This window comes from Sphingomonas agri (genome assembly GCF_038148795.1).
In the GTDB taxonomy this organism is placed as follows: domain Bacteria; phylum Pseudomonadota; class Alphaproteobacteria; order Sphingomonadales; family Sphingomonadaceae; genus Sphingomicrobium; species Sphingomicrobium agri.
Map to the genome: position 1 here is coordinate 859,955 of NZ_JBAPEU010000002.1, position 26,096 is coordinate 886,050.

Consider the following 26,096-nt stretch of genomic DNA (forward strand, 5'->3'; position numbering starts at 1 on the left):
GGCAGTGATCCGCTGGCCCTCGCTTTCTCATTTCATTGCTGCCGGCATCCTGGTCGGCATTGCCGGTCCGGTGATCGTCTTCGCCTACGTGAAATCGGGCGCTTTCAACGTCGCCGCATCGCACCCCCACAGCAGGTTGGTCGAGTGGATCACTCACGAGACGATGATCAACTCCGTGAGACGCCGTGCGCCTCTGGCGGAGCTTCCACGCACCGTTTCGCCGGCCCAGGCGATGAGCGGCTTCTGCCAATATGAAACGCATTGCGTTGCGTGCCACGGCGCTCCCGCCGTCGCACGCCAGCAATGGACCAACGGGCTCAATCCGCAGCCGCCCTATTTGCTCGATGCGAGCCAGAAGTGGAGTTCCAGCGAGCTCTATTGGATCGTCCGCAACGGGATCAAAATGACGGCGATGCCCGCCTGGCGCGAGAGCATGACGGACGCGCAGATGCATGATGTGGTGGCATTCGTCGCAGCGATGTCGAAAATGCCTCCGCAAGCCTATGAACGGTGGCGTTCGGCGAGGATCTGCGAACGGAAACGCTAGCTAATCGAACTCGATTTCCCGGATTTTGGGGACTCCGACGATCCACCATAGAGCGCCCGCAGCGGCGATTGCGGCGGTCACGATGCACGCGCTCGTATAGCCTGCCCGCTGGACGATGAAGCCCGTGAGGATCGGCCCGAAGATGCCCGACAAGTTGCCGATTGCATTCTGGATCCCGACCCATGTCCCGGCCGTTCTCGGGCCGGCGAACATCTGCGCGACGGCATAGGTGTTGAGCGACAATGCACCTGTCGCGACCCCCGCAACGCACAGAACCAACGCAAGAGCTGCATCCGACTGCGCGTAGGCGAGGCCGAAGACAGCCCCGGCGGCGAGAAGCTGCCCCCCGAACATCATGGCCCGCCGCACCGCAGGTTCGCCGTAGCCATGTCGCGTCCACCAATCCGAGATATAGCCCAGGCCGAGCGCCGACACGGCCTGAGCGGTGTAGCCCAGCGTCGCAATGAACGTCATTTCAGCGATTGGAAGACCGCGCGATCTCGTCAGAAACAGGGGAAGCCAGCCGAGGAGGAAATAGAAGACGTAGTTGCTTGCCATGTGGGCGATCGACATCGACCAGAGCGGCCATTTGCGAAGGAGCAGGCGAACGGGAACAGTTTCGCCCCGCGCGTCCTTGGCGCGATCCTCCCAATTGCGGACAGCAAGCTGCCAGGGAATGAGCCAGAGCAGGGTCACGGCCCCAAAGACAATGAAGATCGCCCGCCAGCCCTGCGTGGCAAGAATGAGCCCGCCAACCAATGTTCCCAGCGCCGGTCCAAGGGCAATGCCGAGCGCAAGGACAGCGTTCGCCATCCCGCGGCGGTCATCAGGCACATGGCGGGTGATGATCTTGGACGCGCCGGGAAAGGCGATGGTTTCGCCCATGCCAAGGAGGATGCGAAGCAGGAGGAGCGAGGCGAAGCCCGCGACGAAGCCCATTGCCAGAGTGGCGGCGGCCCAGAGGAACACACCGGCCGCGAGCAGCCGGTAAACCGAGAAACGATCGACCAGCCAGCCGACGACAAGCTGCACCGGAGCATAGACCCAGAAGAATGCCGACAGGACCAGACCGAAGGCTTCCGGGCCCAGTTTCAGCTCGGAAGTCATCAGGGGAGCAGCGATTCCGATGGCACCCCGGTCGGTGTAGTTCAGGAGAACGGCCACGCCGAGCAGCAGAACGAGGAGCGTTGCCCCGGGCTGCTTAAGGGCCGTCGCCATCCCCCTAGTAATTGCTGCGCAGCGCGGACATCAGCCGACCGATGACGCCCTTGGTATGCGTCTGGCGCGGCGCCGGTCCGGCGATGTCGCGAATGTCTCCGCGACCGCTTGCCGCGAGAAGCGCGAGACCCACGAGCGTCGAGAAGGCCGGACCGCTGTGGGCATCGGGAAGGCCCGTGATTTGTCTTGGCCGGCCGACACGCACGGCGCGGCCAAGAACTCCCTGCATGTAATCGGCGGCGTTCTTGAGCTCGGCACCGCCCCCGGTGAGCACGACCTGCCGGCCCACGGGTCCGGTGAACCCCAGGCCTTTGAGAGCCGCCTCTATCTCGTTCGTCAATTCCTCGACCCGCTGGCGGATGACCATCATCAGCTGCGCGCGGGTCATCTTCATCGGCTCGGCGCCCGGCTCGGCGCCGATCTGCGTCGCCTCGATCACCTCGTGATTGTCGCGCGGGCTGGTCATCGCCGAACCGTAGAAACATTTGAGCCGCTCGGCGTCGCGGCGCTGGACGGCGAAAGCAGCGGCAATGTCGTTGGTGATGTCCTTGGCTCCAAGCGGGATGGACCGGAGACCAACGAGCATACCGCCGTAGTGAACCGAGACGTTGGTGACCTCGGCTCCCATTTCGACAAGCGCAACGCCAAGCTCGCGCTCCTCCTCGCTCAGGCAGGCAAGACCGGCCGCGATCGGCGAAGCGACGATCGCACGCACCCCCAGGTGAGCTTGCCGAATTACCGTATCGATGTTGCGCAAGGGCGAAGGCTCGGCCGCGATCACGTGGATATCAACGCCGAGGCGACTGGCATGAAGTCCGATGGGTTGCTGGACACCCTGGGCGCGGTCGATTGTGTAGAGCGCCGGATGGGCGTGGAGCACCACCTGCCCGTTCTTGTCGATCGCGTCCTTCCCCGCCTGGAGCAGCTGGTCGATGTCGGCCTGTTCCACGGCATGTCCGCCAAGCTCGACCTCAACGTTGGCGACGTCGCTGACAAGCCCTCCGGCCCCATAGCTCGCCCAGACGTCCTCCACGGTGAGCCCCGACATGCGTTCGGCAAGCTCGACCGCCTCGCGCACCGCGAACTCGCTCGCCGCCATATCCGTGATAAACCCGCGCTTCACGCCGCGGCTTTCGCGCTGCCCGGTGCCGAGTACGGCGAGGCGGCCCTCATCGTCGGCACGGGCAATCATCGCGCTCACTTTGGAAGAGCCGATGTCGAGGACCGCAATGAGGGGCTGGTCGGATATCTGCGCCACTATCCCTCCCGAGGCGCCGCAGGAACAGGAGGAGCCGGCGGAAGGATGGGCTCGCCGGGCGCCCGCGGCAGTCTTACCGTCATCTGACCAGGCTTCCTGAGGTCGAAGCGGACAATGCCGCGGCCAAGCAGCCCGCTTTCCTTGTCGGCGCGCGCGAACTTCATAAGCACGGCCTTGGCCTGTTCCTCTCCCTCGGGAAGCACGACGATCTCGCCCGACTGGAAGTTGAGATCCCACCGCCGGCCGCCCACCCATGTCGCTGAAGCAAGCTGCGGCTTGAGCGTCGGAACTGCCGACATGAGCTTAGTCAGTTGTTCCTCCTGGTCGTTCGCACCGGGGCCGATGAGCAGCGGCAGGTCCGGCATTTTGTCGACGGGCACCCGGTCGAGGACCACGCCCTCGCTATCGATCAGCGCGAGCTGACCCTGGTTCTGCCACAACGCGGCCGGCTTTCGCTCGACGATGTCGATCACCAGCGTGTCAGGCAAATGCCGCGATACCCTTGCATCCTTGACCCAGCCGTAGCCGAGCAGGCGCCTTCGTATTTCGGACACGCTGACCAGCGCCTGCGGGGCCTTGGCGGAGCCGGTTTCATCGGCTGCCCGGCGTAGCTCGTCCGTCACGACCGCATCAACGAGCGCCCGGTTCATATGTACGATGCCGACGATCTGGTAGCCGCTGACCGTGAAGCCCGCGTGGCCGATCGCCGCGCCAGCAGCGCGTTCCGCTTTTGCGGGGATGTCGAGCGCGAGCAGCACGACAAAGCCGATCGCGAGCAGGAAAGCGCCGAACACGAGCGCCGCCACTTTGTTGACGCGCGTCTGGTCGACGGGCAGGCGCTTGGCGATCTTCTTGGGGACGGCGACCTTCGACGGCTTCTTGGCCCTGGTCCGCGCTGCTCCGCCGCGCCTGACGTGAGCCGCGCTCATCGAAGCGCCTCCTCGATGAGCCGCTCGACGAGTTCCCCGTAGCTGAGACCCTTGAGCTTGGCCTGTTCGGGAACGAGGCTGAGCGGCGTCATTCCTGGCTGGGTGTTGACCTCGAGCAGGTAAATGCCGGCTTCGCCCAGCTCATCGTCCCAGCGAAAGTCGGAGCGGGAGGCTCCCTTGCAGCCGAGCAGCATGTGCGCCCTTGCAGCCATATCCATCATCGCGCTTGCAATCTCGAAGGGCACCTGGGCCGGGCAGATGTGCGTGGTGAGACCGTCGGTATATTTTGCTGCATAGTCGTAGAAGCCCGCGTTGGGCTTCAGTTCCGTAACTCCGAGCGGCTCGCCTCCGATCACTGCGACCGTGAGCTCGCGGCCCTTGATGAAGGGCTCGGCGAGAAGCTTGTCGAACTCGTCCCAGGGGCCAGGGACGTCGTGGCCGACCGGATTGCCGTAATTTCCATCGTCGGTGACGATGGCGACGCCGACCGAAGAGCCCTCGTTCACCGGCTTTACGACATAGGGCCGCGGAAGGGGGTCTTCCTGGTGGAGGCTCTCGCTGCTGACGACCCGCCCCGCCGGCATCCGTATGCCGTGCGGCACCAAGACCATCTTGGTCAGCTCCTTGTCGATGGCGATGACCGAGGTTTCAAGGCCGCTATGGGTATATTTCACTCCCATGAGGTCCATCATGCCCTGCACGGTGCCATCCTCGCCGGGGGTCCCGTGAAGCGCATTGAAGACCATGTCCGGCTTGAGCCCGGAGAGACGAGCAGCAACGTTGCGGTCCATGTCGAGCTCGGTCACGTTGGACCAGCCTTGCTCCCGCAGCGCCGCTGCAACTCCCTTGCCGCTGGTAAGTGACACCTCGCGCTCGGACGACCAGCCCCCCATGAGGACGACAACGTGAAGATCCTTGTTCATTGCTGGCCGACCCGCTGGATTTCCCATTCCAATGTGATGTGGGTTTTCGCCTCAACTCGGCGACGGACTTCCTCGCCCAGCGCCTCGATCTCGGCGCTTGTCGCGCTACCGAGATTGAGGAGGAAGTTGCAATGCTTTTCCGAGACCTGGGCATCGCCCATCCGAAACCCGCGGCACCCGGCCGCGTCGATGAGCGCCCATGCCTTATGGCCGCTCGGATTCTTGAATGTCGATCCGCCAGTCCGGCTCCTCAGGGGCTGCGATTCCTCGCGAGCGCGGGCGATCGCGTCCATTTCCGCTCCGATCGCCTTCGGATCACCAGGCGTCCCCCGAAACACGGCCTCGATCACCACTGCGCCGTCAGGAAGCTCGCTGTGCCGGTAGGTGTAACCGAGCTTCTCCAGCGGCCATTCGACCACCTCTCCTGAGCGAAGTGCAATCCGGGCGGAGGCGAGGATGTCTTTGACCTCCCGGCCGTAGGCGCCGCCGTTCATCCGAACGAAGCCGCCAACCGTCCCTGGTATGCCGCGGAGGAATTCGAGACCGGCAATGCCGGCATCCCGTGCTGTGGAGGAAACGAGGATGCCGCTTGCTCCGCCGCCGCACCGAAGGGTCACCTCGTCCAGCCGCTCGATCCTGGAAAAGGGCTTCCCGAGGCGCACGACGACTCCAAGAACGCCGCCATCGCGAACGATGAGGTTTGAACCAAGGCCAAGCGGCATGACCGGGACCTGAGGATCAAGGTCGTGCAGGAACTGCACGAGGTCATCCTCATCCTTCGGCTCGAACAACCATTCTGCGGCGCCTCCGCTCTTGAACCACACGAGCGGTGCAAGCGGCGCATTTTGCGTCAGGCGCCCCCTGACCCGGGATGCGATGGCGATCCCGCTCATTTCCTTGCCCGCGCTTCGTCAATGCCGCGTGCAAGCGCCGCGGCCCACTTGGTGATGTCGCCAGCGCCCATGCAGATGACCATGTCGCCCTCGGCAGCAAGGTCGCGCAGTTCCCGGCAGAGTTCGTCGAGGTCCTCGACGGCCCGGACCATCCGGTGCCCGTGCGCGCGAAGCCCTTCGGCAAGCGCGTTGGAATCGACGCCTTCGATCGGCTCCTCGCCCGCCGGATAAACGGGGGTGACGAATACGACGTCCGCATCGTTGAACGCGCTCTGGAACTCGTCCATCAGCGACTGGAGTCGCGTGTAGCGATGCGGCTGCATCACCGCGATCACCCGCTCTTCGGCGCCTTCCCGGGCAGCCGCCAGGACCGCGCGGATTTCCGTGGGATGATGGGCATAATCGTCGATGATGATCGTGCCGCCGACGTCTCCGACTTTGGTGAAGCGGCGCTTGACGCCATCGAAACGTTCGAATCCGGCAACTATTGCCTCGTCGGAAATTCCAAGTTCCAGCGCGACCGCTATCGCCGCAAGGGCGTTCTGGACATTGTGGCGGCCCGGGATCGGTACATGAACGGGCAGCGCGCGCCGCTCCCCTTCCCTGTCGAGGATCAGTGCATCGAACCTGGTCCCACCGGCGACCGGCGTCACATTGTCGGCCCGGACATCGGCCAGCGCCGAAAAGCCGTAGGTTACGATCCGGCGGTCGCGGATGCGCCCGATGATGTTCTGCACCTCTGGATGATCGACGCACAGGACAGCGAGCCCATAGAAGGGGACGTTTTCAACGAACTCGACGAAGGCGTCCTTCACGCGGTCGAAGCTGCCGTAATGCTCGAGATGCTCGGGATCGATGTTGGTGACGACTGCGATCGTCCCGTCGAGGCGGAGGAAGCTGCCGTCGCTCTCGTCCGCCTCGATCACCCACCAGTCGCCCTTGCCGAGGCGCGCGTTCGAGCCGTAGCGGTTGATGATCCCGCCGTTGATGACGGTGGGATCAAGCCCGCCTCCGTCGAGAAGCGCCGCGACCATCGAGGTCGTGGTGGTCTTGCCGTGGGTCCCGGCAACCGCGACCGTCTTTTGCATGCGCATCAGCTCGGCCAGCATCTCGGCCCGGCGAACCCTCGGCAGCCGCCGCTCGGCAGCGGCCTGGATCTCGGGATTAGTTTCCCTGATCGCGGTCGAGCAGACCACGACCGCCGCATCGCCGAGGTTCTCGGCCGAATGCCCGATCGTGACCGGTATGCCTTCCTTGCGCAGCTTCTCGACGACGTAGCCTTCGGCGACGTCGGAACCCTGCACCTTGTAGCCGAGCCTGTGCATCACCTCGGCGATGCCCGACATGCCGATGCCGCCGATGCCGACGAAGTGGATGGTTCCGATATCCGTCCCGAGAGCCTTCCTCATGCAGGCATTGCTCCGCCCGGAGCGTCGGCGGTCACTCTGGGACTGAGCGCCGGTCCGACCGCGACTGGCGCCGCGCCATTCCCGACCCGCTCGATAAGGTCAGCAAGGTCACGCGCCGCGTGGGGCCGCCCCACCGACAGCGCCCGCGCGGCCGCGTTGTTGAGGGCGACGGGATCCATTGCCAGCGCCTCGATCTGGCGGGCGAGCACGTCCGGCGTGAAATTCTCCTGCTTGATGGCGCGCGCTCCGCCCGCCTTCACCATTTCGCGCGCATTTGCCGTCTGGTGATCGTCGGTTGCAGCGGCATAGGGAACGAGGATCGCCGGGCGTCCGGCGGCGGTCAGCTCGGCGATGGTCGAGGCTCCGGCGCGACCGATCATCAGGTGGCAGTCACCAAGCTTGGCTGCCATGTCTTCGATATAGGTCATGAGCTCGGCCGGTATGCCGAGCGCTGCATACTGGCTCCTAACCCGCTCGATGTCGTCGGGGCGGCATTGCTGCACGACCTGAAGGCGCCGGCGGAGCGACGGATCGAGCATGCCCAGCCCCTCGGGAACCACCTGGCTGAGGATCGCTGCGCCCTGGCTTCCGCCGGTGACGAGGATCTTCAGCGGGGCAACCTCGTCGAACGGCGGAAAGGGCATTTCGCCAAGGCGCGCGATCTCCTCGCGCACCGGGTTGCCGACGACCACGGTCTTCGCCCGGTTCCGGGGCTTGAGGCGATCGATCTCGTCGTAGGCGACCCCGACAGCCTCTGCCTCGCTCGCCAGCAGGCGGTTCACGCGTCCCATAACCGCGTTCTGCTCGTGGAGGACGGTCGGGATCTTCATCGCGCTCGCAGCAAGGAGCGACGGAAATGCAGGATAGCCGCCGAAGCCGACAACGGCGTCGGGCCTGTGGTCTCGGTAGAGGCGCTTGGCTTCCGCCCTTCCCCTGATCACGGAGCCTGCAGCCTTGAGCCAGCCGATCGGTCCGCCTCCGAGCCGTCCTGCGGGAAGGACGTGGACCGCTACGTTCTCAAACAGACCCGGGAAGCGAGCGCCGCGCTCGTCAGTGATCAACAGCACCCCGTGGCCGCGGCTCCGGAGCTCCGCAGCCACCGCATGCGCCGGTACCATGTGGCCGCCAGTCCCCCCGGCAGCGAGCACGAAATTCATGCGGTCCGAGACTCCCCGCTCCACTTCACGACGTACGGCGAACGCGTGAGATACGGGTTTCGTCGCGTGAAGGCGAGCAGCAAGCCCATGCCGATCGACAGCGCAAGCATCGATGACCCGCCGTAGCTGATGAACGGCAGGGTCATCCCCTTCGATGGGGCGAGCTGGACGTTGACCATCATATTGATGAGCGCCTGGAGACCAAATTCAACGGCGAGCCCCGCGGCGGCCAGAATAGAGAAGCTGTTGTCCTCATCGAGGAGCTTGATGAGGACGCGCGCGACAATGCCGAGGTAAAGCAACGCGATTGCAAGGCAGGCGATGAGACCGAACTCCTCGCCGATCACCGAAAAGATGTAGTCCGTATGAGGCTCGGGGAGTCCGAACTTGCGGGTGCCGCCACCCGGACCCATGCCGAACAGGCCGCCGGCCGTCAGCGTTCTCATCGCGTTCTCGACTTGGAAATTATCCCCCGTGCCAAACAGAAACTCGTCGATACGTGTCGTCGCGACCGGGTAGAAGAAATAGGCAAGGACGATGCCGATGAGGCCGGCCGCAGCAAGGCCGCCCAGTATGCGGAACGACACGCCCGCGAGCGCCAGCATCGCGACCCAGACTGCGCAGAAGATGATCGTGCTTCCGAAGTCCGGCTGCTTCATCAGGAGGAACGCGATCGCACCGGTGAAAAGGGCGGAAATCGGGTAGACCGGCAGCGACTTGTCGGCGCCCCTCAGGCTGAGGAGCCACGCCATCGAGACCACGAAGAAAGGCTTGAGGAATTCGGAAGGCTGCACCTGGCCGACCCCGAAGTTGATCCAGCGCCTCGCCCCGTTCACCTCGGGACCGAGGACGGGGACGAAGATCAGCAGGACGAAGAAGAAGGCTGCGCCGAACAGGCTCAGCCGCCGGGCTCGCTCCTTCGCCATCATCGAAATACCGATCATCACCGGGATGCCCAGTGCGATCCAGCCAAGCTGGCGCCAGAAATAATAGAGCTCCGAAAAATGGACGTTCCCGCCCGAGTAGCGCTGACCGGCCGCCGGCGAGGCGGCGGCGACAGCGATGAGGCCGATCGCGATGAGCACGGTCACGAGCAGGAGCAGGACCTTGTCGATTTCCCAGAACCAGCGGCCGATCGCGCTCGTGTCGGAGCGGCCGTAGCGGTCCGGATCGATCAGCGCGGCCTTGGCCTTGATCTGGCCGGAGATGCTCTTGATCATAATGCCCCCACCAATTCCCTAAACTGCTCGCCCCGGGCCTCGAAGTCGCGGAACTGGTCGAAGCTCGCGCATGCAGGAGACAGCAAGACCGTCTCCCCGGCCTCTGCCTCCGCCGCTGCCGCTCCCACCGCTCGTTCCAGCGTTTCACATTCTGCCACGCTCATGTGCGGCGACAAGAGCCTAGCGAACAATTCGCCCGCTGCGCCAATGGTATAGGCCTTGGCGACGTGACCGAAGTGGGGCGCGCATTCGTCGAGGTTGTCGGTTTTCGCCTGTCCACCGCAAATCCAGCGGATACGAGCGAAGGCAGCGAGCGCAGGGGCGGTCGCTGTCGGGTTCGTTGCCTTGCTGTCGTTGACGAAGAGCACGCCGTCCATGTCGCGGACGCGCTCCATCCGGTGTGGAAGGCCGGGATAGCTTCTGAGGCCGAGTTCAATCTCGCCTGCTCCGACGCCCAGCGCACTGCAGGCGGCTATGGCCGCGGCCGCGTTCTGCGCGTTGTGCGGCCCTTGAAGTGCAGGCCAGTGATCCTGGTTCACTGCGTCCGCGCGAACGGCGAGCAACGTCGAGCCGCGTGCCCTCAAGGAGCGGTCCTGATGGGCCTCGTACCCGAACTGATCCTCACCGGCGAAGACGGCGACATGGTCGGGTGACTGCAGTTCGAAGAGCCGCATCTTCGAGGCCCGGTAGGCGGCGAAACCATCGTAGCGATCGAGATGGTCGGGCGTCACGTTGAGCAGCACGGCGACATCGCAGTCGAGGCTGAAGGTCAGGTCGATCTGGTAGCTCGATAGCTCGAGCACGTAGATGCCTCCCTCAGGCAGCGCGCCCTGCGCCAGGATCGGAAGACCGATATTGCCGCCCATCGTGGTCGCGAACCCGGCAGTCTCGAGGATATGATGGATGAGCGCGGTCGTCGTCGACTTGCCGTTGGTCCCCGTAATGCCCACGACCTTGTGGGGAGGAAGCTCGGACCGCGCTCGGGAAAAGAGCTCGATGTCGCCGATGATTTCGATGCCGGCGTCCCGGGCACGGCGCGCGACCGGGTGACGGTTGAGCGGCAAGCCCGGCGTCACCACGAGACTGTCGAATTGACCAAGATCCACTTCATCGAGGTCGGCGATGCGGCATTCGGGGAACGTGGAACGGAGGGTTTCGCGCGCCGCTTCCCTGGCGTCCCATGCGGTCACTTCCGCATCGCTCGCCATCAAGGCAGCGACGGTCGCGAGCCCCGACCGCGCCAGGCCGTAGACTGCATATTTTTTTCCGGCGAAGGCCCTTGCGGTGATCACCTCAGCTTGAGGGTCGCGAGCCCGGCAAGCGCCAGCACGAAGCTGATTATCCAGAACCGGATCACGACCGTCGGCTCGGACCAGCCGAGATGCTCGAAGTGATGATGGATCGGCGCCATCAGGAAAACGCGCCTGCCGGTGCGCTTGTACACTGCGACCTGGATGATGACCGACAGCGCCTCAACGACAAAAATCCCGCCGACGATGACGAGCGCAAATTCGTGGTGGGTGGCGACCGCGACCGCGCCGAGCGCGCCGCCCAGCGCAAGACTTCCCGTGTCCCCCATGAAGACCGCCGCGGGCGGCGCATTGAACCACAGGAAGGCAAGGCCGGCCCCGATTATCGCAAGGAGGAGGACCGTCAGGTCTCCGGCACCGGGAACGTGCGGAATACCGAGATATGCTGCAAATCGGGCGTTGCCGACGAGGTAAGCAAAGAGGACGAAGGCAAGGCTGGCGATGATCACCGGCATGGTCGCAAGTCCATCCAGCCCGTCGGTAAGGTTCACGGCGTTGCCGAAGGCTACGATCACGAAGGCGCCGAACACGATGTAGAACCAGCCAAGGTCCACGACCGTCTCCTTGACGAACGGCAGATGCAGCCCAGTGCCGCCAGTCCTAACCATCAGCCAGGTCGCCACCCCCGCGATGATGAACTCGAGAGTAAGTCGGGTCTTGCCCGATAAGCCCGCGTGATGCGCCTTGCGGACCTTGTCGTAGTCGTCGAGCCACCCGATCAGCCCGAAGCCGGCGGTCACCAGCAGGCAGGCCCAGACATAAGGGTTCCGGAAGTCCATCCAGAGCAACACGGAAACGGCGACGGAGGTGAGGATGAGAAGGCCGCCCATGGTCGGCGTGCCGCGCTTTGCGAGATGGGTCTGTGGCCCGTCGGTGCGGATGGGCTGACCCTTACCCTGCTTGGCCCTCAGCCAGCTGATGAACCTTGGTCCGATAAGCAGTCCGATCAGCAGCGCGGTCGCGCTTGCCGCCCCCGCACGAAAGGTGATGTACCGAATGAGGTTGAGGATGCCGGGAAAGCCGAGCTGCTCGGCGATCAGGTAGAGCATGCGTGCCCTCCTGCAACGCGCTCGACCAGCTTCGCAAGCCCCACCGAGTTGGAAGCCTTGACGAGTACAGCGTCGCCCGGGCGAAGAAGACGCATCAGGACGTCGGTCGCATCATCGACGCTGGCGACGCGGTCGATGGCGACGCGCTCCCCAAGTGCCTCGTCAAGCGGCCGCATGTCCTCGCTGATCAGGATAAGCCGGTCGACGTGAGCGTCGAGCACCGACGGGGCAAGGCCTGCATGGAGCGCATGGCTGTGCTCTCCCAGCTCGCGCATCGGTCCAAGCACTGCAATGCGCCGCACGACATTCCGCTCGGCACCAAAGCTCTTGAGCGTTGCCGCCATCGATGCCGGATTGGCATTGTAGCTCTCGTCGATCAGCAGGACCTCGCCGCCTTCCATTTCGAGCCGGTACCGTTCGCCGCGACCCTTGAGGCCGCCAAGGTCTGCAAGTGCAAGGCCCGCAAGGCCCACGTCCGCACCGACAGCTTCGATGCCCGCGAGCACTGCAAGCGAGTTGGAAACCCAATGCTCGCCGCGCTGCGAGATGGTGAACGTCAGTTCGCGTTCGAGGAGCGCAGCGCTGATGAGGCTCCCTCCACTCTCGGCCGGTACGGCGTGAACTGCGTGGACATCGGCATCGCCGCGGCCAAAGGTGATGATCCGGTCGGCGTGGCGGCGTGCAGCCCTTACCAGGCGATCGCGGTACGGCGTGTCGTTCGGGATGATCGCTGTTCCGCCCCGGACCAGGCCTTCGAAAATCTCGGCCTTGGCGTCCGCGATAGCCTCTTCGGAACCCAGGTTCTCGATGTGCGCCGGCGCGATCGCCGTGATGAGAGCGACGTGCGGCCGTACCTGCGCGGTCAGCGCCCGGATCTCGCCGGCGTTGTTCATGCCCATTTCAAGCACCGCATAATCGACGTCGCGGGGCATGCGCGCGAGACTTAGCGGAACACCGGTATGGTTGTTGTAGCTTTTCACCGAACGATGGATCTTGCCGGGCCGGTTACGCTCCAGCGCTGCGTAGAGCGCCTCCTTCGTGCTCGTCTTTCCGACTGAACCCGTCACTCCGAATATCGTCGCGCGGCTTCGCTCGCGCGAAGCACGGCCGAGCGCCTCGAGGGCAGCGAATGTGTCGCCGACGAGGATGTGCGGGCCCTTGACCGGAGTGGACACGATGACGCCGGCAGCGCCGGCCTGAAAGGCGCCCTCGACGAACTTGTGGCCGTCGTGCACGGTGCCGGGCATCGCGACGAAAAGGTCGCCCGGCGCAACTTCGCGGCTGTCGAAGGTAACGCCGCTGACTTCGAAGCGCTCGCTTGCTCTGCCGCCGGTCGCAGCAGCAATCTCGTCCGAGGTCCAAAGGGCGCTCATGTCGCGCACTCACGCGCGACCAGCGCGTCGTCGAAGGGCAGGACCTTATCGCCGATGATCTGTCCGGTCTCGTGACCTTTACCGGCCACCAGCACGATGTCACCGGCGCGCGCAATCCGGATCGCTTCGGCAATCGCCTCGCGCCGGCCAGGGACTTCGGTAGCCCCCGATGCTCCCTCCATCACCTCGGCGCGGATCCGCGCGGGATCCTCGCTTCTTGGATTGTCATCGGTGACGATGACGACGTCCGACAATCGCATGGCGACAGCGCCCATCTGCGGACGCTTGCCCTGGTCGCGGTCGCCGCCCGCGCCGAACACGGTGATGAGGCGCCCCTCGACGTGCGGACGCAGCGCCGCAATGGCCGCTTCGAGCGCATCGGGCGTATGAGCATAGTCGATATAGACAGGAACGCCCGAGCGACTGATTACTGCCCGCTCCAGGCGCCCGCGGACGGGCGCGACGCGCTGCATTGCCGAGAATGTCGCGTTCCACTGGCCTCCCGTCGCGATCACGAGGCCCGCTGCCGTGAGAACGTTCGATGCCTGGTAGGCGCCGATGAGCGGCAGCGCGAGGCGGTGCGACTTTCCCGAATGTTCAAGGAGCAGGGTCTGGCCAAGTGCCGTCGTCGCCTGTTCGACGAGGCGGATCGTCTCGCCCTTGCGCCCGACGGTCAGGAGTTCATGCCCGCTGCGACGCGCCCGCTCGGCGACCTCGTCGGACCTCGGATCGTCGGTCCAGACGACCGCCGGTCTTCCCCGCGGCAGGAGTTCCTCGAAGAGCCTCATCTTCGCTTCAAAATAGGCGTCCATCGTCCCGTGATAATCCAGATGGTCGCGACTGAAATTGGTGAAGGCCGCCGCCGCGAGGGGCACGCCCTCGCAGCGATGCTGGTCGAGGCCGTGGCTCGAGGCTTCGTAGGCGACATGGCTGATGCCCATGCGGTTGAGACCGGCCATGTTGCTGAGGAAAGTCACGATGTCGGGCGTCGTGAGGCCCGTGCTAACCTGGTCATCGGACGTTGTGACGCCGAGCGTCCCGATCGATGCCGAACGGTGGCCCGACATGCGCCACATCTGGCGCGCCATCTCGACAGTCGAAGTCTTGCCGTTGGTGCCCGTCACCGCGACCACCGTCTCTGGAAACGGCGCATAGAATTTCCCCGCAAGACCGGCGAACAGGCGCCTCGGCTCGCTGTCGGCGAGCAGCGGAACGCCTTGCACCTTCGCCTCTCGTCGAGCAACGACCGCGACGGCTCCCCGCTCGACGGCCCGGTCGATGAAGTCCTCGCCATTGAACAGAGCGCCGGCAAAGGCGCCGAAGACGCTTCCAGGAGCGACCTTGCGGTGATCGATCGCAAAGCCCGTTACTTCAGAATCCGAATCCACCTCCGCGAGGTCGCGCAGCCGCACCGGAGCTCTTACTCCTTCGTCTCGTGAACGAATGGCAGAACCTGGCTCATGTCCGGCTCACGGCTCTTGTCGGGCTCGACGCCGAGCAACGGCGCGATCCGGCTCACGGCGACACCGAAAGCCGGGCCGATGTTCCATGCAGCAGTATGGAAACCAAAGGTTTCCTTGGTCGCCTTGGGATCGTCGAGCATCATCACCATCACATAACGCGGGTCATCCATCGGGAACACACCCGCGAAGCTCGTGACCACCGCCGCCGAGGTGTAGTGGCCGTTCGCCAGCTTTTCAGCCGTACCCGTCTTGCCGCCGACGCGGTAGCCGGGCGCGTCGGCCTTGCGACCCGTTCCGCTCGTGACCACCAGGCGCAGAAGCGCGCGCATCTTGTAGCTGGTCTCCTCGGTGAAGACTCGCATGCCCTGCGGCACCGGGTGCCCCGGACCGATCTTGAGGAGGGTTGCCGGGTGGTAAACACCGCCGTTGAACAGGGTCGCATAGCCTGTCGCAAGGTGTAGCGGCGTGACGGCAATGCCGTGGCCGAAACCGACAGTCATGGTCTCGAACGGACCCCAGCGAGAACCGGGCGTCAGGGTCCGGCCGCGCTCCTTCAGCTCCACCCGGACGGGATCGAGGAAGCCCATTTTCTTCAGGAAGGCCTTCTGGCGATCGGCTCCAACCTGGTCCGCAATCTGTGCCGTTCCGATGTTCGAGCTGTTCTTCATGATCTCGGCGACCGAGCACGGCCGGCCATAGGGTTCGGTGTCATGCACGGTGTGGCCATAGACGTGGAGCTCGTCGGGGCAATTGTACATCTGTCCGAACGACTTCACGACGCCGAGGTCCATCGCCATCGCGACGGTGAACGGCTTGAACGTCGAGCCCAGCTCGTAGACGCCCAGTGTCGCGCGGTTGAAGCGCGCGTCCATCGAACCGTTGCCCGCGTCATTGGGATTGAGCTGGGGCAGCGAAGTCATCGCCAGCACCTCGCCCGTGTGGACGTCCATCACGACGCCGGCAGCGCCAATGGCGGAGAAATGGGTCATCGCGTCGAGGAGCTCGTGCTCCAGGGCCTGCTGGACGCGGCTGTCGATCGAGAGGACCAGCGGATCGCCGCGGGTCGCAGGATCGGACAGATATTTGTCCATCGCCCGCTCCATGCCGGCAACGCCGTGGCCGTCGATGTCGGTGTAGCCGAGCACATGTGCGGCAAGCGTCGTCTGGGGGTAGAGCCGGTCCGGCTCACGCTCGATCGCAAGGCCGGGTTCACCGATCGCGTTCACGGCCGCGACAAGCGAAGGCGAAGCACGGCGCCTGAGGTAGAAGAATGGCTTACCTGATTTCAGCAGCGCGAAATATTGCTCGGCCGACTGCTCGGGAATCAGCTGTGCAAGACGCTGTGCAAGGGCGAGCTTGTCCCCGATCACCTTCGAGGGATGAACGGCGATGGTCCAGGCATCGATCGTGCGTGCCAGCGGATCGCCGTTCCGGTCGACGATGTCTCCCCGCTCCGGAACCAGTGCGGTCAGCCCTTCCTTGCGACCCGCATGATCGCCAAAGGCCGCAAGATAGAGGATCCGAAGCGCGATCAGCGCGACAATACCGGCATAGACCAGCATGCCGAACATCAGCCGCTGATGCATGGTCGCAAGCAGCTGGCGGCGCTGGCCGACGAGTCGGAGCCGCTCGGGCCGTGGCGCGACGAGAGCGGGCGACGGTGCGTTCATCGTTCGGCGGCGATATCCTTGGAGTGACCGGAATGCTTCGCCGGAAGCGGCGCGAGCGGATCGACCTTCGCAAGGCGAACCGGCTTTGTCATCGTCCTCGCCGTAACGAGCGCGAGCTTATCCACGGATTTCTTGGCGGGCGCCTTCGAACGTGTGGCCGAAGTGGTCAGTAATGGCTTTTCCGCCACCTTTTGAAGATGCTGGGCGGCCGCGAGGTCCGGCTTCTTCATGGGCCTGGATGGAACTGGCTTAGCCGCCGTAGCCAGCGCGCCCATGGGTTTGGCGGTCGCCTGGGGCAATGCGACGACCCTCCGCGCCGGAACCTCGCGCGTCTCCGTACTCAAACTTGCTTCATGAAGCAGCGAGCGGGCTGCCATCCCGGTCGGTGCAGGTGCAGTTGCAGGGGCAGGCGCTCCTGAATCGTCGGTTTCCGCCTGGCCCACACTTGGCTGCTTGGCCGGCGCGGGGGCCGAGGCAAGCACCACCGGGGCGTGGAAATCGACCTTCTGCTGCGGCTGCTCGAGGCGGGCGAGCTCGAAGCTGCCCTTGAGGAACTGGTCCGCGGAAGGCGCCGAAAGTGCGAAGGCGCCGGCATTCCACCGTTCGAGCTGCGAGAGTCGGCCCCGCGTGCCGATCTCGGTCTGAAGCAAGCGCATGTCGCGCTGTGCGAGCACGATCTTCGTCTCGACGTCCTCGAGCGAAGCGCGCTCGGAAGCGACGCGCAGCGATACAAGATAGCAGCCAAGCGCCGCACCGGCGCAGCTTGCGACCATGAAAACCGAGCGGAAGCTGCGGGTACTCATTGCAGGCGTTCCTTGCGAGGTGGAGCGGAGGTACGGATGGCAGAGCGAAGCCGGGCCGAGCGGGCGCGCGGATTGGAAGCGAGCTCGCGCTCCGAGGGTGAAACGGGCTTTGCCACGTCCTCGAAGGTCGGCTCGCGGACGTCGGCGACCTCGGGCCGGTGGCGCGAGCCTGCCGGAGTTGCGCCGCTGCGCTCGCGGAAGAAGCGCTTGACGATCCGGTCCTCGAGACTGTGGAAGGTGACGACTGCAATGCGGCCGCCGGGCTTCAGCGCACGCTCGGCCGCTTCGAGACCCCGCTCGAGTTCCTCGAGCTCGGCATTGAGATGGATGCGGATTGCCTGGAAGGTGCGGGTCGCGGGATCACTCTTTTGTCCGGCCCGGAACCCCGCGGCGCGGCGGACGATCGCAGCGAGTTCCGCGGTGCGTTCGACGGGACGTGCAGCAACGATGGCGCGGGCAATCGCCCGGGCGCGCGGCTCCTCCCCATAGTCGCGCAGGACCCGGGCGATCTCGGCCTCCTCGGCCGAATTCAGGAACTCGGCGGCAGTCAGGCCCGACTTGCTCATCCGCATGTCGAGCGGACCGTCGCCCTGGAACGAAAAACCGCGGTCGGGGCGGTCCAGCTGCATCGAGCTGACACCGATGTCGAGCGCGATCGCGTCGACCTGGCCGATGCCACGCTCAGCGAGCACCCGGTCCATCTGCGAAAAGCGGTCTTCGATCAAAAGCAGGCGCGGGTCCGGGACGAGCGACCGTCCAGCCTCGATCGCGTCGGGGTCGCGATCAAAGCCGATCACCCGTCCCGCCCCCGCCGAGAGCATGGCGCGCGTGTAGCCGCCCGCTCCGAATGTTCCATCGACCACCGTCTCGCCGCCGGCAAGCCGCAGCGCACCGATCACGTCATCGACCAGCACCGGCACATGAGGGGCCGCTTTAGCGCCGGCGCTGGTCATGACGCGCCTCGCTCTTCGAGGCGAAAGCGGGCGATGTCCTTGAGGTCCTCGGGGATGCGATCGTCGCCGAGGAGGAGGTCGGGATTCCAGATCTGGAAGGTCTCGCCAGTGCCAAGGAACAGGACCAGATCCCCGATCTGTCCCTTGCGGCGCATCATCGGGGGCATGAGGATGCGGCCGGAACTGTCGTAGGGGACTTCCTCGGTTGCTGCGAACGCCATGAGGTTTCGCTGCTGGTATTCGAGCTGCGCGTCGGCGCTCGTCTCTTCCTTTTCGAGCAGCCGCTCGAGCTTGGCATGCTTCAGCGCGGCATATGCGGGGTCATAGGCGCTGAGGCAGGGAAAGGCTTCGTGCTTTGCAAGAACAATGGTGCGTGCATCGCCGCGGCGCTCGATCACACTGCGCAGGAATGCGGGAATGGAAACGCGGCCTTTTCCGTCGACCGCGTTCAGTGCGCTGCCCTGAAACAGATGCTCTAGCGCCACGCCCAAACACTCCCCGTTCGGAGCACGCGGGCCATCGGCCGCGGATGCGCGCCGTCGCGCGCGCCGCGTCAGATTCGAATCAAAGGGTCAGCCCCCTGCGCTCCAACCATGTTGGTAACTCAACGGGTTGCGGGATACAATGGGTTTTCGTGGGAATTAATGGGATTTAATGGTCGACGGCGGATTTCTGCGGCTTTTGGACGGGCACCGATGGTTTCATTCTGCTTCTGTTCCAGTTCCCGACCCTGTGGATAAGTCTGTGACTCAGCGAATCACGGCCGCGCCAGAGCGGCAAGCATTTCCATGAGCGCGTCGAGGTTGTGCTGGGCCTCCCGGCCAAGTGCCGGCGTATTCAGGAAATCGGCATCGGCAACGATGATCGCGCGTCCCTTCCCAATCCTGCACCGCGCGTCGAAGCCATCGTCCCCGACTTCGCACGTGCCCGCCAGGCGTCCGGGCGAGACCGTGACTATTCGATAGCTGCCGAGCTTGCGGACCTGCTGTCCGCGTTCGTCAGGGGCGTCGAGCCGGAGGCCCCAGTGGGCAAGAAGACCGGTATCCATGAACATGGGCGAAGGACGCAGCCGGTCGCCGAGCGGCCGCTTGCTCGGCCATTCGAGAAGCGGGTCGGCAAGAACAAGAACATGGCCGCCCCTTCGTACCCAGTCGTCGAGTGCAACGAGGTTCTGGGCAGTCTGTGCCGGCGCATGCGCCATCAGAAGCAGGTTTCCCCCTGCAAGTTCAGCGGGGCTGGTGACGCTGATCGGCGCGACGCGATAGGAGGTGCGGAGCTTCTTGAGGACCGGTGACCCGCCGCCGGCGAGGCTGAAGTCCTCGTTGAAGATGATCGGCAGGCTGGTGATCAAAAGAAGTTTCCGCGACTGGACCGCGCGTGGTGGCGACGAGGCCGGGCGACCTGTGCGCGCGTTTGCAAGAACGACCAGTGCAATTAGGGCAATGACGGCAAGACCAATGGCGAACGTGGCGAACGCGCGCCCGCGCGCACCGGTCATTTCTTTGCAGCAGCGCTGTTGTTGCTGATGTTGGTGCTTTCCGATGACCCGGGCGCCACTCCGAGTTCCGCGAGCGGCTCGCTAGGCTCGTTGGCGGCAGCCTGCTCCGCCGCATTGTTCACGTGGTCCCGACTCGAGCGGCTGATGATGGAGCCGAGCAGGACCAGCAGAAAGGCGAAAGCAAGCCCCGTCAGTCCGATGCGAATGCGCTGTGCGCTGCTTCCGGCCTGGTAAGGCATTTGATCGACAAAGCTATGTCCCAGTTCGACAATATGCAAGACGATGGCCTTGACGGTGCGTTCCCACCCCGCAATTGGGCAGGTATGACTCGCACCCCTCTGCTCATCACTCTTGCGGCAGCCGCAGCGCTAGCCGGCTGCAACAAGGAAAGTCACACGATCGTCGCGGGCGGCCCGGAGGTCAACGACCCCGCCGCCAACGTGGCGGCGAAAGGGCCAGTCGCACTGCCGCCCTCGATCGTCGCCAGCAAGATCTATCGTTGTGCCGACAACAAGGTCGTCTACGTGGACTGGCTGTCGGACAACAAGACTGCGAACGTTCGCACCCAGGAGGGCGGAAGCCCGACCCAGGTCTCGGCGGCCGAAGCCGGCAAGGCCATGAGCGCTCCTGGTGGCTATTCCGTCGAGGGCGCGGCAACCGCGAGCTCGGCCAAGATCGCCGTCCCGGGCCATCCGGCCCAGTCCTGCAAAGCCTAGGCAAAAGCAGAATCCGCTTGGATCGCCCCTCCGCGTCATTTGAACGGGCGCGGAGGAGCGATTTACTTCTCAGCAGGCGAACCTTCACCGGAAGCGCCATCGCAATTGCTGCTGGCCAGCTTGCCGGGCCGGCCTTGGCGCAGGCCCGTCCCGACCTCACCCACGCGCTCGAGGCTATTCGCGCGTTCGGCAGGGAAGACCTCGACTACAATTTCCTTCCTGGATTGACGCTGGGGCTGGTCACTCCGACCGGTGAGCGCACGACCCTCGATTTCGGCTATGCAAACGCCGACGCGCGAACGCCGATTACGCCCGACACGCTCTTCCAGATCGGCTCGATCAGCAAGGTCATGGTCGCATCGGTCGTGCACCAGCTTGCCTCGGAGGGCCGCCTGCGCCTGACCGATCGCGTAAGCGCCCTGCTCCCGACCGTTTCCCTTCCGGACGGCAACGCGATCAGGGTCCAGGATCTCCTCGATCATGTCGCCGGCCTTCCGGGCGACGCACCGGTGTTTCCGGCTGGCGGTCTCTGGACCGCCTACCCGCCGGGCCGTCACTGGCATTATTCGAACACCGGCTACGAGATCCTCGGAAAGCTTGCCGAGCATGTCGGCGGAAGGCCGCTGTCCCGGCTGCTGCGCGAGCGCATATTCGCACCGCTCGGGATGAGGCGCTCGAAGGGCGCAATCATCGGCGCGGACAGGGTTCTTTACGCGCAGGGCTACGAGCCGGCCGACCAGCTGGTGCCGTACCTTCGCGGCATGCCATTGCGGCCTGCCCCCTGGGTGGACGTCACTGCAGGCGCGGGATGCGTGGCCTCGACCGCCGAGGACATGCTGGCCTTCCTCAGCGCGCTTTCAGGCGCTGCGCAAGGACGACGGGCGCTCGGGCTTCCCGGAGACAAGGCGAGGCAGTTCGTCAGTCACGCAGTCCCGAGCGATACGCCAGGCATGGCCTATGGAAACGGGCTGATGCATGTCGCTGCAAACGGGCGTGCCTATCTCCACCACACGGGGGGCATGCTGTCCTTCTCGTCCTCCTTCCATGTCGACACAGCAAGCGGCGTCGGCGCGTTCGCCAGCTCGACCCTCAATGCCTTTGCCGAGTATCGGCCGCGCCTGCTGACGCGTTTTGCAGTGGATGCGCTGACCAATGCCCTCTCGGGGCGGCCCCTTCCCTCCCCGCCGCGGCTTGAGCCGCCGCTTTCCCATGCAGCGTCATACCCTGGGCGCTACACCGGTCCTGCCGGCAAATTCGAGATTCGTCCCGGCAATCCGCTCACCATTCTCGCCGCCGGAACCAGTGCACCGCTCCAGTTTGTCGATGACGGACAGTTCCGCACGTCGCACCCCTCCTTTCGCAACTTCACCTTGATGTTCGAGCGATCGGGCAACGCGATCACGGGCGCGAGCTGGGGTCCAGACACCTATCTTCGGGAAGGCGTTTCCGGCGCCCTCCCTCGCCCGGACGCCGCGCTTGCCAGGCTTGCAGGACGCTACGTCAACGACAATCCGTGGTTCGGCCCTGCAGTGATCGTCGAACGCGGCGGCAGGTTATGGGTCGGTACGGAGAATCCGATGGTGTCCATCGGCAACAATCTCTGGCGCGTCGGCAAGGAAAGCTGGTCGCCGGAACGCGCCTCCTTTGCCAACTTCATCGACGGTCATCCGCAGACGCTCATCTTGTCGGGTGAGAAGTTCGTTCGGCACGACATCTAGGCTTGCGTCAGGAAGCCGGATAGGAGCGCCGCCATGGACGTGTTGGACGCCCCCCGCATCACCCCCGAGATGGTCGCAGAGCATGGCCTCTCGCCGGAGGAATATGACCGCATCCTGAAGGCGCTGGGCCGCGAGCCGAATCGCGTTGAGCTCGGCATCTTCTCCGTCATGTGGTCAGAGCATTGCAGCTACAAGAGTTCGCGCGTGCACCTGAGAAAGCTGCCGACGTCCGCTCCCTGGGTCATCCAGGGTCCGGGCGAAAATGCAGGCGTGATCGATATCGGGGACGGCGATGCGGCGATCTTCAAGATGGAGAGCCACAATCATCCCTCCTACATCGAGCCCTACCAGGGCGCGGCGACCGGTGTCGGGGGGATTCTGCGCGACGTCTTCACCATGGGCGCCCGACCGGTTGCCAACCTGAACGCGCTCCGGTTCGGCCGGCCTGATCACCCCAAGACCCGCCATCTCGTTGCCGGCGTCGTCGCCGGCATCGGCGGCTATGGCAATTGCGTGGGGGTCCCGACCGTTGGAGGCGAGGTGAACTTCGACCCCGCCTACGACGGCAACATCCTCGTCAACGCGATGACCGTCGGCGTCGCGAAAACCGACAAGATCTTCTATTCGGCGGCGGCCGGCATCGGTAACCCGGTGGTCTATGTCGGCTCGAAAACCGGCAGGGACGGAATTCACGGCGCCACGATGGCGAGCGCCGACTTCTCCGAGGACAGCGAGGAGAAGCGGCCGACCGTACAAGTGGGCGATCCCTTCACCGAAAAACTGCTCATCGAGGCCTGCCTCGAATTGATGGCGTCGGACGCCATCGTCGCCATTCAGGACATGGGAGCGGCCGGGCTCACCTCGTCGTCGGTCGAGATGGCGAGCAAGGGCGGCGTGGGCATCCGGCTCGACATGAACAGGGTCCCGTGCCGAGAAGCCGGAATGACGCCCTATGAAATGATGCTCTCTGAAAGCCAGGAGCGGATGCTGATGGTCCTGAAGCCCGGGCGCGAGGGCGAGGCCGAGGCGGTCTTTCGCAAGTGGGAGCTGGATTTCGCCGTGATCGGCGAAGTGACCGACACTGGCCGGATGGAATTGGTCTGGGAGGGAGAAGTCGTTTGCGACATCCCGCTTGGCCCGCTGGCCGACGAAGCGCCCTGCTACGAACGACCCTATACCGTTCCCAGGGCGTCCGAGCCGCTGGGTGACGTCCCCGAGAGTGGCGACATTGGCGCGGACCTCCTGAAGCTCATGGCCTCCCCCAACCTCGCGAGCCGGCGGTGGGTCTGGGAGCAGTATGATCAATCGGTCGGAGCCGACACGGTCCAGAAGCCTGGAGGCGATGCCGCGGTGGTCCGGGTGCACGGGACCAGGAAGGCCCTCGCAATGACGACGGACGTAACCCCGCGTTATTGCCAGGCAGATCCGGTCGAGGGCGGGAAGCAGGCGGTCGCCGAGGCCTATCGCAACCTCTGCGCTGTCGGTGCAACGCCGCTCGCCATCACGAACTGCCTGAACTTCGGCAATCCGCAGCGGCCCGAGATCATGGGACAGTTCGTCGGCTGCATCGAGGGCATGGCCGAGGCCGCAAAGGCGCTCGATTTTCCGGTCGTGAGCGGGAATGTGTCGCTCTACAATGAAACCAAGAACGAGGACGGGACCAGCCTCGCGATCCTTCCAACGCCGGCGATCGGCGGCGTCGGGATCCTCGAGAACTGGGAGCATTCAGCCACCCTTGCCTTCAAGTCGGACGGCGAGACGCTCATGCTCCTTGGCCACTCGACGGGGCATGTCGGCCAGTCCCTCTGGCTGGAGGTCTGCCACGGCCGCCGCGAAGGTCCCCCACCGCCCGTCGATCTCGCGGTCGAGCGGCGACTTGGCCAGGTCGCGCGCGATCTCATTGCCGGCGGCAAAGTCACCGCAATCCACGACATCAGCGATGGGGGCGCACTGGTCGCGATCGCGGAGATGGCGCTCGCGGGATCGATCGGCGCAGAGGTGAAACTTCCAAGCGCGCGCAATCCCGCAGCAATCCTGTTCGGCGAGGACCAGGGCCGGATGCTCGTCACGACGCGCTGGCCGGAAGGGGTCCGCGCGATCGCCAACGCTGCCCAGCTGTTCGCGATCGAGATCGGGACGACCGGCGGAGACGCGGTGCTGATCCGCTCGAGCGCAACCGGCAAGTCCCAGTCAGTACCCCTCGCCGAGCTTCGGCGGGCCCATCAGGGGTTCTTTGCCAATCTCATGCGGAGCGAGCTGGCACCGGAATTCTAGGTCGGGGGATAGCGCCGGCTGCGGTTCGGCGGCGCTTCGGAAAGCAATTACGGGCCGCAAACGGGGGGAAACATGCAGGGTGCCGTTTTCAAGCCAATCATCCTTGCAACGATCCTGTGCGGGACGCTCGACATTCTTCTGGCGACCGGACTGACGCTGATGCGAGGCCGGGAGCCGGCGGCCATGCTGAGGTTCGTTGCCTCGGGTCCTTTCCCAAGGGCGACCGAATGGGGAGGAGCAGGCTCTGCACTGGGTCTCGTCGTGCACTTCACGCTGATGGCAGTTATGGTCGGCGTCTTCATCCTTGCCGCGCGCGACCACCCGTCGCTTCTTCACCGACCGCTCGTCTCGGTCCTCGTCTATGGTCTTGTCACCTACGTGGTGATGAACCTTCTCGTCGTGCCGCTGCGGTTTCCCGCCGCCTGGCCGCCGAGCGCGCTTTCGATCGGAACGCAGCTCTTCGCCCACATCGTGCTGGTCGCGCTACCTACCCTGCTCATCGCGAGACACTATTTGCGCGCATAGATCTTGCGAATGGTTCGCATTATCGACTATATAGGATGCATGATCGTGTGCATCTGCAACCGAATCACGGAGGCCGAGGTCCGCAAGGCTGCCAGGGCGGGAGCGCCCTCGCCCGAGACGGCCTATGCTTGCCTGGGCTGCGAGGTCCAGTGCGGCTGCTGCCTCGACTACGCCGGCGAGATCGTCGAGGAAGAGCGGGCCGATCTCCTGACGGTTGACGCCGCCGCGGCTTGAGCGCATCCGCGCCCCCATGAAGGGGGATTCCAAAGTCCTCGAGCTTCTTAACGAGGCGCTCAAGAACGAGCTGACCGCGACCAATCAATATTGGCTTCACTATCGGCTGCTCGACAATTGGGGTGTGCACAAGCTCGCCCAGTTCGAACGATCCGAATCAATCGACGAGATGAAGCATGCGGATCGCCTCGCGGAGCGAATCCTCTTTCTCGATGGCCTCCCCAATTTTCAGGCGCTCGGCCGACTCCGGATCGGTGAGAATGTCGAAGAGATCCTTCGTGCGGACCTCGAGCTTGAACTCGAGGCCCTCACCCACCTCAAGGGTGCGATCGCGCATTGCGAGGGCGTCCGCGACTACGGCAGCCGCGATCTTTTCTCGGAGATCCTCGACAACGAGGAAGAGCATGTGGACACGCTCGAGCAGCAGTTCGAGATGATTAGCCGGATGGGGCTTCAGAACTATGTCCAGCTCCAGTCGGAGCCGGCAAAAGACTAGATCCTGCCGAAGCCCTGGTTCGTGACCTTCCGGCCAAAGCCCGCCGGACCGGTCCGCGTCTTCAGGGGATTGGTAGCCTTGTCGAAGAGCTCGACCGTGTCGTTGAACAGGGTCCGGAGCTGGACGACCTCGGGAACGAGTTCGTCAGGGAAGCGATGAGTTTCGACGCAAAAGCGCGCGGTCGTCTCGATGAGCTCGGCGATCTTGGCGAGGGGCTCGGCGCCGAGCTGGCGCGCCTCCCCCTTCAAGGTGTGCGCGGGAATGACGAGCCCGGGCGTGTTCTCCTCGCGCATCGCCTCCTCGATCTGAGCGATCGACTTGACGCCGTCCTCCTTGAAATAGCTGAGGATTCGGATGAAACCGGGCCCCAGCTCGCTTCGCGATCGTTCGAAATGCGCCCAATCGACGATTTCCCGAGCTTCCTCGCTCACATGCCGCTCCTCAAGCGCCGGTGCCCCCG

Annotated in this window: 26 protein-coding genes; 7 read left to right on the forward strand and 19 right to left on the reverse strand. The window is 64.7% G+C overall.

Annotated elements, in window-relative coordinates; translation table 11 throughout:
* Nucleotides 1-4: 4 nt before the first annotated feature.
* Nucleotides 5-547, forward strand: coding sequence for a c-type cytochrome (locus V8192_RS11155; protein ID WP_341633140.1), 543 nt, complete (start codon nt 5-7; stop codon nt 545-547).
* On the opposite strand, the gene V8192_RS11160 is transcribed toward V8192_RS11155, so the two are convergent.
* The 18 genes from V8192_RS11160 to V8192_RS11245 all read right to left on the reverse strand — a co-directional run bounded on the left by V8192_RS11160 (nt 548) and on the right by V8192_RS11245 (nt 19,951).
* Nucleotides 548-1,765: an MFS transporter gene (locus V8192_RS11160; protein ID WP_341633141.1), complete on the reverse strand. Its 1,218-nt coding sequence runs from the start codon at nt 1,763-1,765 to the stop codon at nt 548-550.
* A 4-nt stretch (nt 1,766-1,769) separates the two neighbouring features.
* Complete coding sequence (gene ftsA, locus V8192_RS11165) at nt 1,770-3,023, reverse strand: cell division protein FtsA (protein WP_341633142.1); 1,254 nt, start codon at nt 3,021-3,023, stop codon at nt 1,770-1,772.
* Complete coding sequence (locus tag V8192_RS11170) at nt 3,023-3,952, reverse strand: cell division protein FtsQ/DivIB (protein WP_341633143.1); 930 nt, start codon at nt 3,950-3,952, stop codon at nt 3,023-3,025. The genes ftsA and V8192_RS11170 overlap by 1 nt, the downstream gene beginning before the upstream one ends.
* Entirely contained in the window at nt 3,949-4,875 is a 927-nt protein-coding gene (locus tag V8192_RS11175) for a D-alanine--D-alanine ligase (RefSeq protein ID WP_341633144.1), read from the reverse strand. Before V8192_RS11175 ends, V8192_RS11170 begins: the two co-directional genes overlap by 4 nt.
* The gene (gene murB / locus V8192_RS11180) at nt 4,872-5,768 is read right to left on the reverse strand and encodes a UDP-N-acetylmuramate dehydrogenase (RefSeq protein WP_341633145.1); all 897 of its coding nucleotides are present in this window, start codon (nt 5,766-5,768) and stop codon (nt 4,872-4,874) included. Before murB ends, V8192_RS11175 begins: the two co-directional genes overlap by 4 nt.
* Nucleotides 5,765-7,177 carry a UDP-N-acetylmuramate--L-alanine ligase gene (gene murC / locus V8192_RS11185; RefSeq protein WP_341633146.1) on the reverse strand — a complete coding sequence of 471 codons (1,413 nt, stop codon included), beginning with the start codon at nt 7,175-7,177 and terminating at the stop codon, nt 5,765-5,767. Before murC ends, murB begins: the two co-directional genes overlap by 4 nt.
* Nucleotides 7,174-8,334, reverse strand: a complete 1,161-nt coding sequence (murG, locus tag V8192_RS11190; RefSeq protein WP_341633147.1) for an undecaprenyldiphospho-muramoylpentapeptide beta-N-acetylglucosaminyltransferase — start codon at nt 8,332-8,334, stop codon at nt 7,174-7,176. The genes murC and murG overlap by 4 nt, the downstream gene beginning before the upstream one ends.
* Entirely contained in the window at nt 8,331-9,554 is a 1,224-nt protein-coding gene (locus V8192_RS11195) for an FtsW/RodA/SpoVE family cell cycle protein (RefSeq protein WP_341633148.1), read from the reverse strand. Before V8192_RS11195 ends, murG begins: the two co-directional genes overlap by 4 nt.
* A complete protein-coding gene (murD, locus tag V8192_RS11200; RefSeq protein ID WP_341633149.1) occupies nt 9,551-10,846 on the reverse strand; it encodes a UDP-N-acetylmuramoyl-L-alanine--D-glutamate ligase in 1,296 nt (431 codons plus the stop codon). Before murD ends, V8192_RS11195 begins: the two co-directional genes overlap by 4 nt.
* Nucleotides 10,843-11,913, reverse strand: coding sequence for a phospho-N-acetylmuramoyl-pentapeptide-transferase (gene mraY, locus V8192_RS11205; RefSeq protein ID WP_341633150.1), 1,071 nt, complete (start codon nt 11,911-11,913; stop codon nt 10,843-10,845). Before mraY ends, murD begins: the two co-directional genes overlap by 4 nt.
* Nucleotides 11,901-13,286, reverse strand: a complete 1,386-nt coding sequence (locus tag V8192_RS11210; RefSeq protein ID WP_341633151.1) for a UDP-N-acetylmuramoyl-tripeptide--D-alanyl-D-alanine ligase — start codon at nt 13,284-13,286, stop codon at nt 11,901-11,903. Before V8192_RS11210 ends, mraY begins: the two co-directional genes overlap by 13 nt.
* Nucleotides 13,283-14,698 (reverse strand): UDP-N-acetylmuramoyl-L-alanyl-D-glutamate--2,6-diaminopimelate ligase, encoded by a 1,416-nt coding sequence (locus V8192_RS11215; protein WP_341633152.1) that lies wholly within the window; start codon nt 14,696-14,698, stop codon nt 13,283-13,285. The genes V8192_RS11210 and V8192_RS11215 overlap by 4 nt, the downstream gene beginning before the upstream one ends.
* 8 nt (nt 14,699-14,706) lie before the next feature.
* On the reverse strand, nt 14,707-16,419 hold the full coding sequence (locus V8192_RS11220; RefSeq protein WP_341633153.1) for a peptidoglycan D,D-transpeptidase FtsI family protein: 1,713 nt from the start codon (nt 16,417-16,419) through the stop codon (nt 14,707-14,709).
* A complete protein-coding gene (locus V8192_RS11225; protein WP_341633154.1) occupies nt 16,416-17,222 on the reverse strand; it encodes a hypothetical protein in 807 nt (268 codons plus the stop codon). Before V8192_RS11225 ends, V8192_RS11220 begins: the two co-directional genes overlap by 4 nt.
* Nucleotides 17,219-18,175 carry a 16S rRNA (cytosine(1402)-N(4))-methyltransferase RsmH gene (rsmH, locus tag V8192_RS11230; protein WP_341633155.1) on the reverse strand — a complete coding sequence of 319 codons (957 nt, stop codon included), beginning with the start codon at nt 18,173-18,175 and terminating at the stop codon, nt 17,219-17,221. Before rsmH ends, V8192_RS11225 begins: the two co-directional genes overlap by 4 nt.
* The gene (locus tag V8192_RS11235) at nt 18,172-18,660 is read right to left on the reverse strand and encodes a division/cell wall cluster transcriptional repressor MraZ (protein ID WP_341633156.1); all 489 of its coding nucleotides are present in this window, start codon (nt 18,658-18,660) and stop codon (nt 18,172-18,174) included. Before V8192_RS11235 ends, rsmH begins: the two co-directional genes overlap by 4 nt.
* A 272-nt stretch (nt 18,661-18,932) precedes the next feature.
* On the reverse strand, nt 18,933-19,673 hold the full coding sequence (locus V8192_RS11240; protein ID WP_341633157.1) for a motility-associated ABC transporter substrate-binding family protein: 741 nt from the start codon (nt 19,671-19,673) through the stop codon (nt 18,933-18,935).
* Entirely contained in the window at nt 19,670-19,951 is a 282-nt protein-coding gene (locus V8192_RS11245; protein ID WP_341633158.1) for a hypothetical protein, read from the reverse strand. Before V8192_RS11245 ends, V8192_RS11240 begins: the two co-directional genes overlap by 4 nt.
* Nucleotides 19,952-19,996: 45 nt before the next feature.
* Between V8192_RS11245 and V8192_RS11250 the strand changes: the two genes are divergently transcribed.
* The 6 genes from V8192_RS11250 to bfr all read left to right on the forward strand — a co-directional run bounded on the left by V8192_RS11250 (nt 19,997) and on the right by bfr (nt 25,636).
* Nucleotides 19,997-20,389, forward strand: coding sequence for a hypothetical protein (locus V8192_RS11250; RefSeq protein WP_341633159.1), 393 nt, complete (start codon nt 19,997-19,999; stop codon nt 20,387-20,389).
* 134 nt (nt 20,390-20,523) lie between these two features.
* Nucleotides 20,524-22,107, forward strand: a complete 1,584-nt coding sequence (locus tag V8192_RS11255; RefSeq protein WP_341633160.1) for a serine hydrolase domain-containing protein — start codon at nt 20,524-20,526, stop codon at nt 22,105-22,107.
* Between the two features lie 33 nt (nt 22,108-22,140).
* Nucleotides 22,141-24,381, forward strand: a complete 2,241-nt coding sequence (gene purL, locus V8192_RS11260; RefSeq protein WP_341633161.1) for a phosphoribosylformylglycinamidine synthase subunit PurL — start codon at nt 22,141-22,143, stop codon at nt 24,379-24,381.
* A 72-nt stretch (nt 24,382-24,453) separates the two neighbouring features.
* Nucleotides 24,454-24,906 carry a hypothetical protein gene (locus V8192_RS11265; protein ID WP_341633162.1) on the forward strand — a complete coding sequence of 151 codons (453 nt, stop codon included), beginning with the start codon at nt 24,454-24,456 and terminating at the stop codon, nt 24,904-24,906.
* Nucleotides 24,907-24,915: 9 nt separating this feature from the next.
* A complete protein-coding gene (locus tag V8192_RS11270; RefSeq protein ID WP_341633163.1) occupies nt 24,916-25,140 on the forward strand; it encodes a (2Fe-2S)-binding protein in 225 nt (74 codons plus the stop codon).
* Between the two features lie 16 nt (nt 25,141-25,156).
* A complete protein-coding gene (gene bfr / locus V8192_RS11275; RefSeq protein ID WP_341633164.1) occupies nt 25,157-25,636 on the forward strand; it encodes a bacterioferritin in 480 nt (159 codons plus the stop codon).
* On the opposite strand, the gene V8192_RS11280 is transcribed toward bfr, so the two are convergent.
* Nucleotides 25,633-26,067: an Hpt domain-containing protein gene (locus tag V8192_RS11280; RefSeq protein WP_341633165.1), complete on the reverse strand. Its 435-nt coding sequence runs from the start codon at nt 26,065-26,067 to the stop codon at nt 25,633-25,635. The two genes, bfr and V8192_RS11280, sit on opposite strands and share 4 nt — an antisense overlap.
* Nucleotides 26,068-26,096 lie beyond the last annotated feature (29 nt).

Bases quoted from the DNA above. Each gene is read 5' to 3' on its own strand.
- V8192_RS11160 (WP_341633141.1), bottom strand. From the start codon at position 1,765: ATGGCGACGGCCCTTAAGCAGCCCGGGGCAACGCTCCTCGTTCTGCTG.
- V8192_RS11170 (WP_341633143.1), bottom strand. From the start codon at position 3,952: ATGAGCGCGGCTCACGTCAGGCGCGGCGGAGCAGCGCGGACCAGGGCC.
- V8192_RS11175 (WP_341633144.1), bottom strand. From the start codon at position 4,875: ATGAACAAGGATCTTCACGTTGTCGTCCTCATGGGGGGCTGGTCGTCC.
- murB (WP_341633145.1), bottom strand. From the start codon at position 5,768: ATGAGCGGGATCGCCATCGCATCCCGGGTCAGGGGGCGCCTGACGCAA.
- murC (WP_341633146.1), bottom strand. From the start codon at position 7,177: ATGAGGAAGGCTCTCGGGACGGATATCGGAACCATCCACTTCGTCGGC.
- murG (WP_341633147.1), bottom strand. From the start codon at position 8,334: ATGAATTTCGTGCTCGCTGCCGGGGGGACTGGCGGCCACATGGTACCG.
- V8192_RS11195 (WP_341633148.1), bottom strand. From the start codon at position 9,554: ATGATCAAGAGCATCTCCGGCCAGATCAAGGCCAAGGCCGCGCTGATC.
- mraY (WP_341633150.1), bottom strand. From the start codon at position 11,913: ATGCTCTACCTGATCGCCGAGCAGCTCGGCTTTCCCGGCATCCTCAAC.
- V8192_RS11210 (WP_341633151.1), bottom strand. From the start codon at position 13,286: ATGAGCGCCCTTTGGACCTCGGACGAGATTGCTGCTGCGACCGGCGGC.
- V8192_RS11220 (WP_341633153.1), bottom strand. From the start codon at position 16,419: ATGAACGCACCGTCGCCCGCTCTCGTCGCGCCACGGCCCGAGCGGCTC.
- V8192_RS11225 (WP_341633154.1), bottom strand. From the start codon at position 17,222: ATGAGTACCCGCAGCTTCCGCTCGGTTTTCATGGTCGCAAGCTGCGCC.
- rsmH (WP_341633155.1), bottom strand. From the start codon at position 18,175: ATGACCAGCGCCGGCGCTAAAGCGGCCCCTCATGTGCCGGTGCTGGTC.
- V8192_RS11240 (WP_341633157.1), bottom strand. From the start codon at position 19,673: ATGACCGGTGCGCGCGGGCGCGCGTTCGCCACGTTCGCCATTGGTCTT.
- V8192_RS11250 (WP_341633159.1), top strand. From the start codon at position 19,997: ATGACTCGCACCCCTCTGCTCATCACTCTTGCGGCAGCCGCAGCGCTA.
- purL (WP_341633161.1), top strand. From the start codon at position 22,141: ATGGACGTGTTGGACGCCCCCCGCATCACCCCCGAGATGGTCGCAGAG.
- V8192_RS11265 (WP_341633162.1), top strand. From the start codon at position 24,454: ATGCAGGGTGCCGTTTTCAAGCCAATCATCCTTGCAACGATCCTGTGC.
- V8192_RS11270 (WP_341633163.1), top strand. From the start codon at position 24,916: ATGGTTCGCATTATCGACTATATAGGATGCATGATCGTGTGCATCTGC.
- bfr (WP_341633164.1), top strand. From the start codon at position 25,157: ATGAAGGGGGATTCCAAAGTCCTCGAGCTTCTTAACGAGGCGCTCAAG.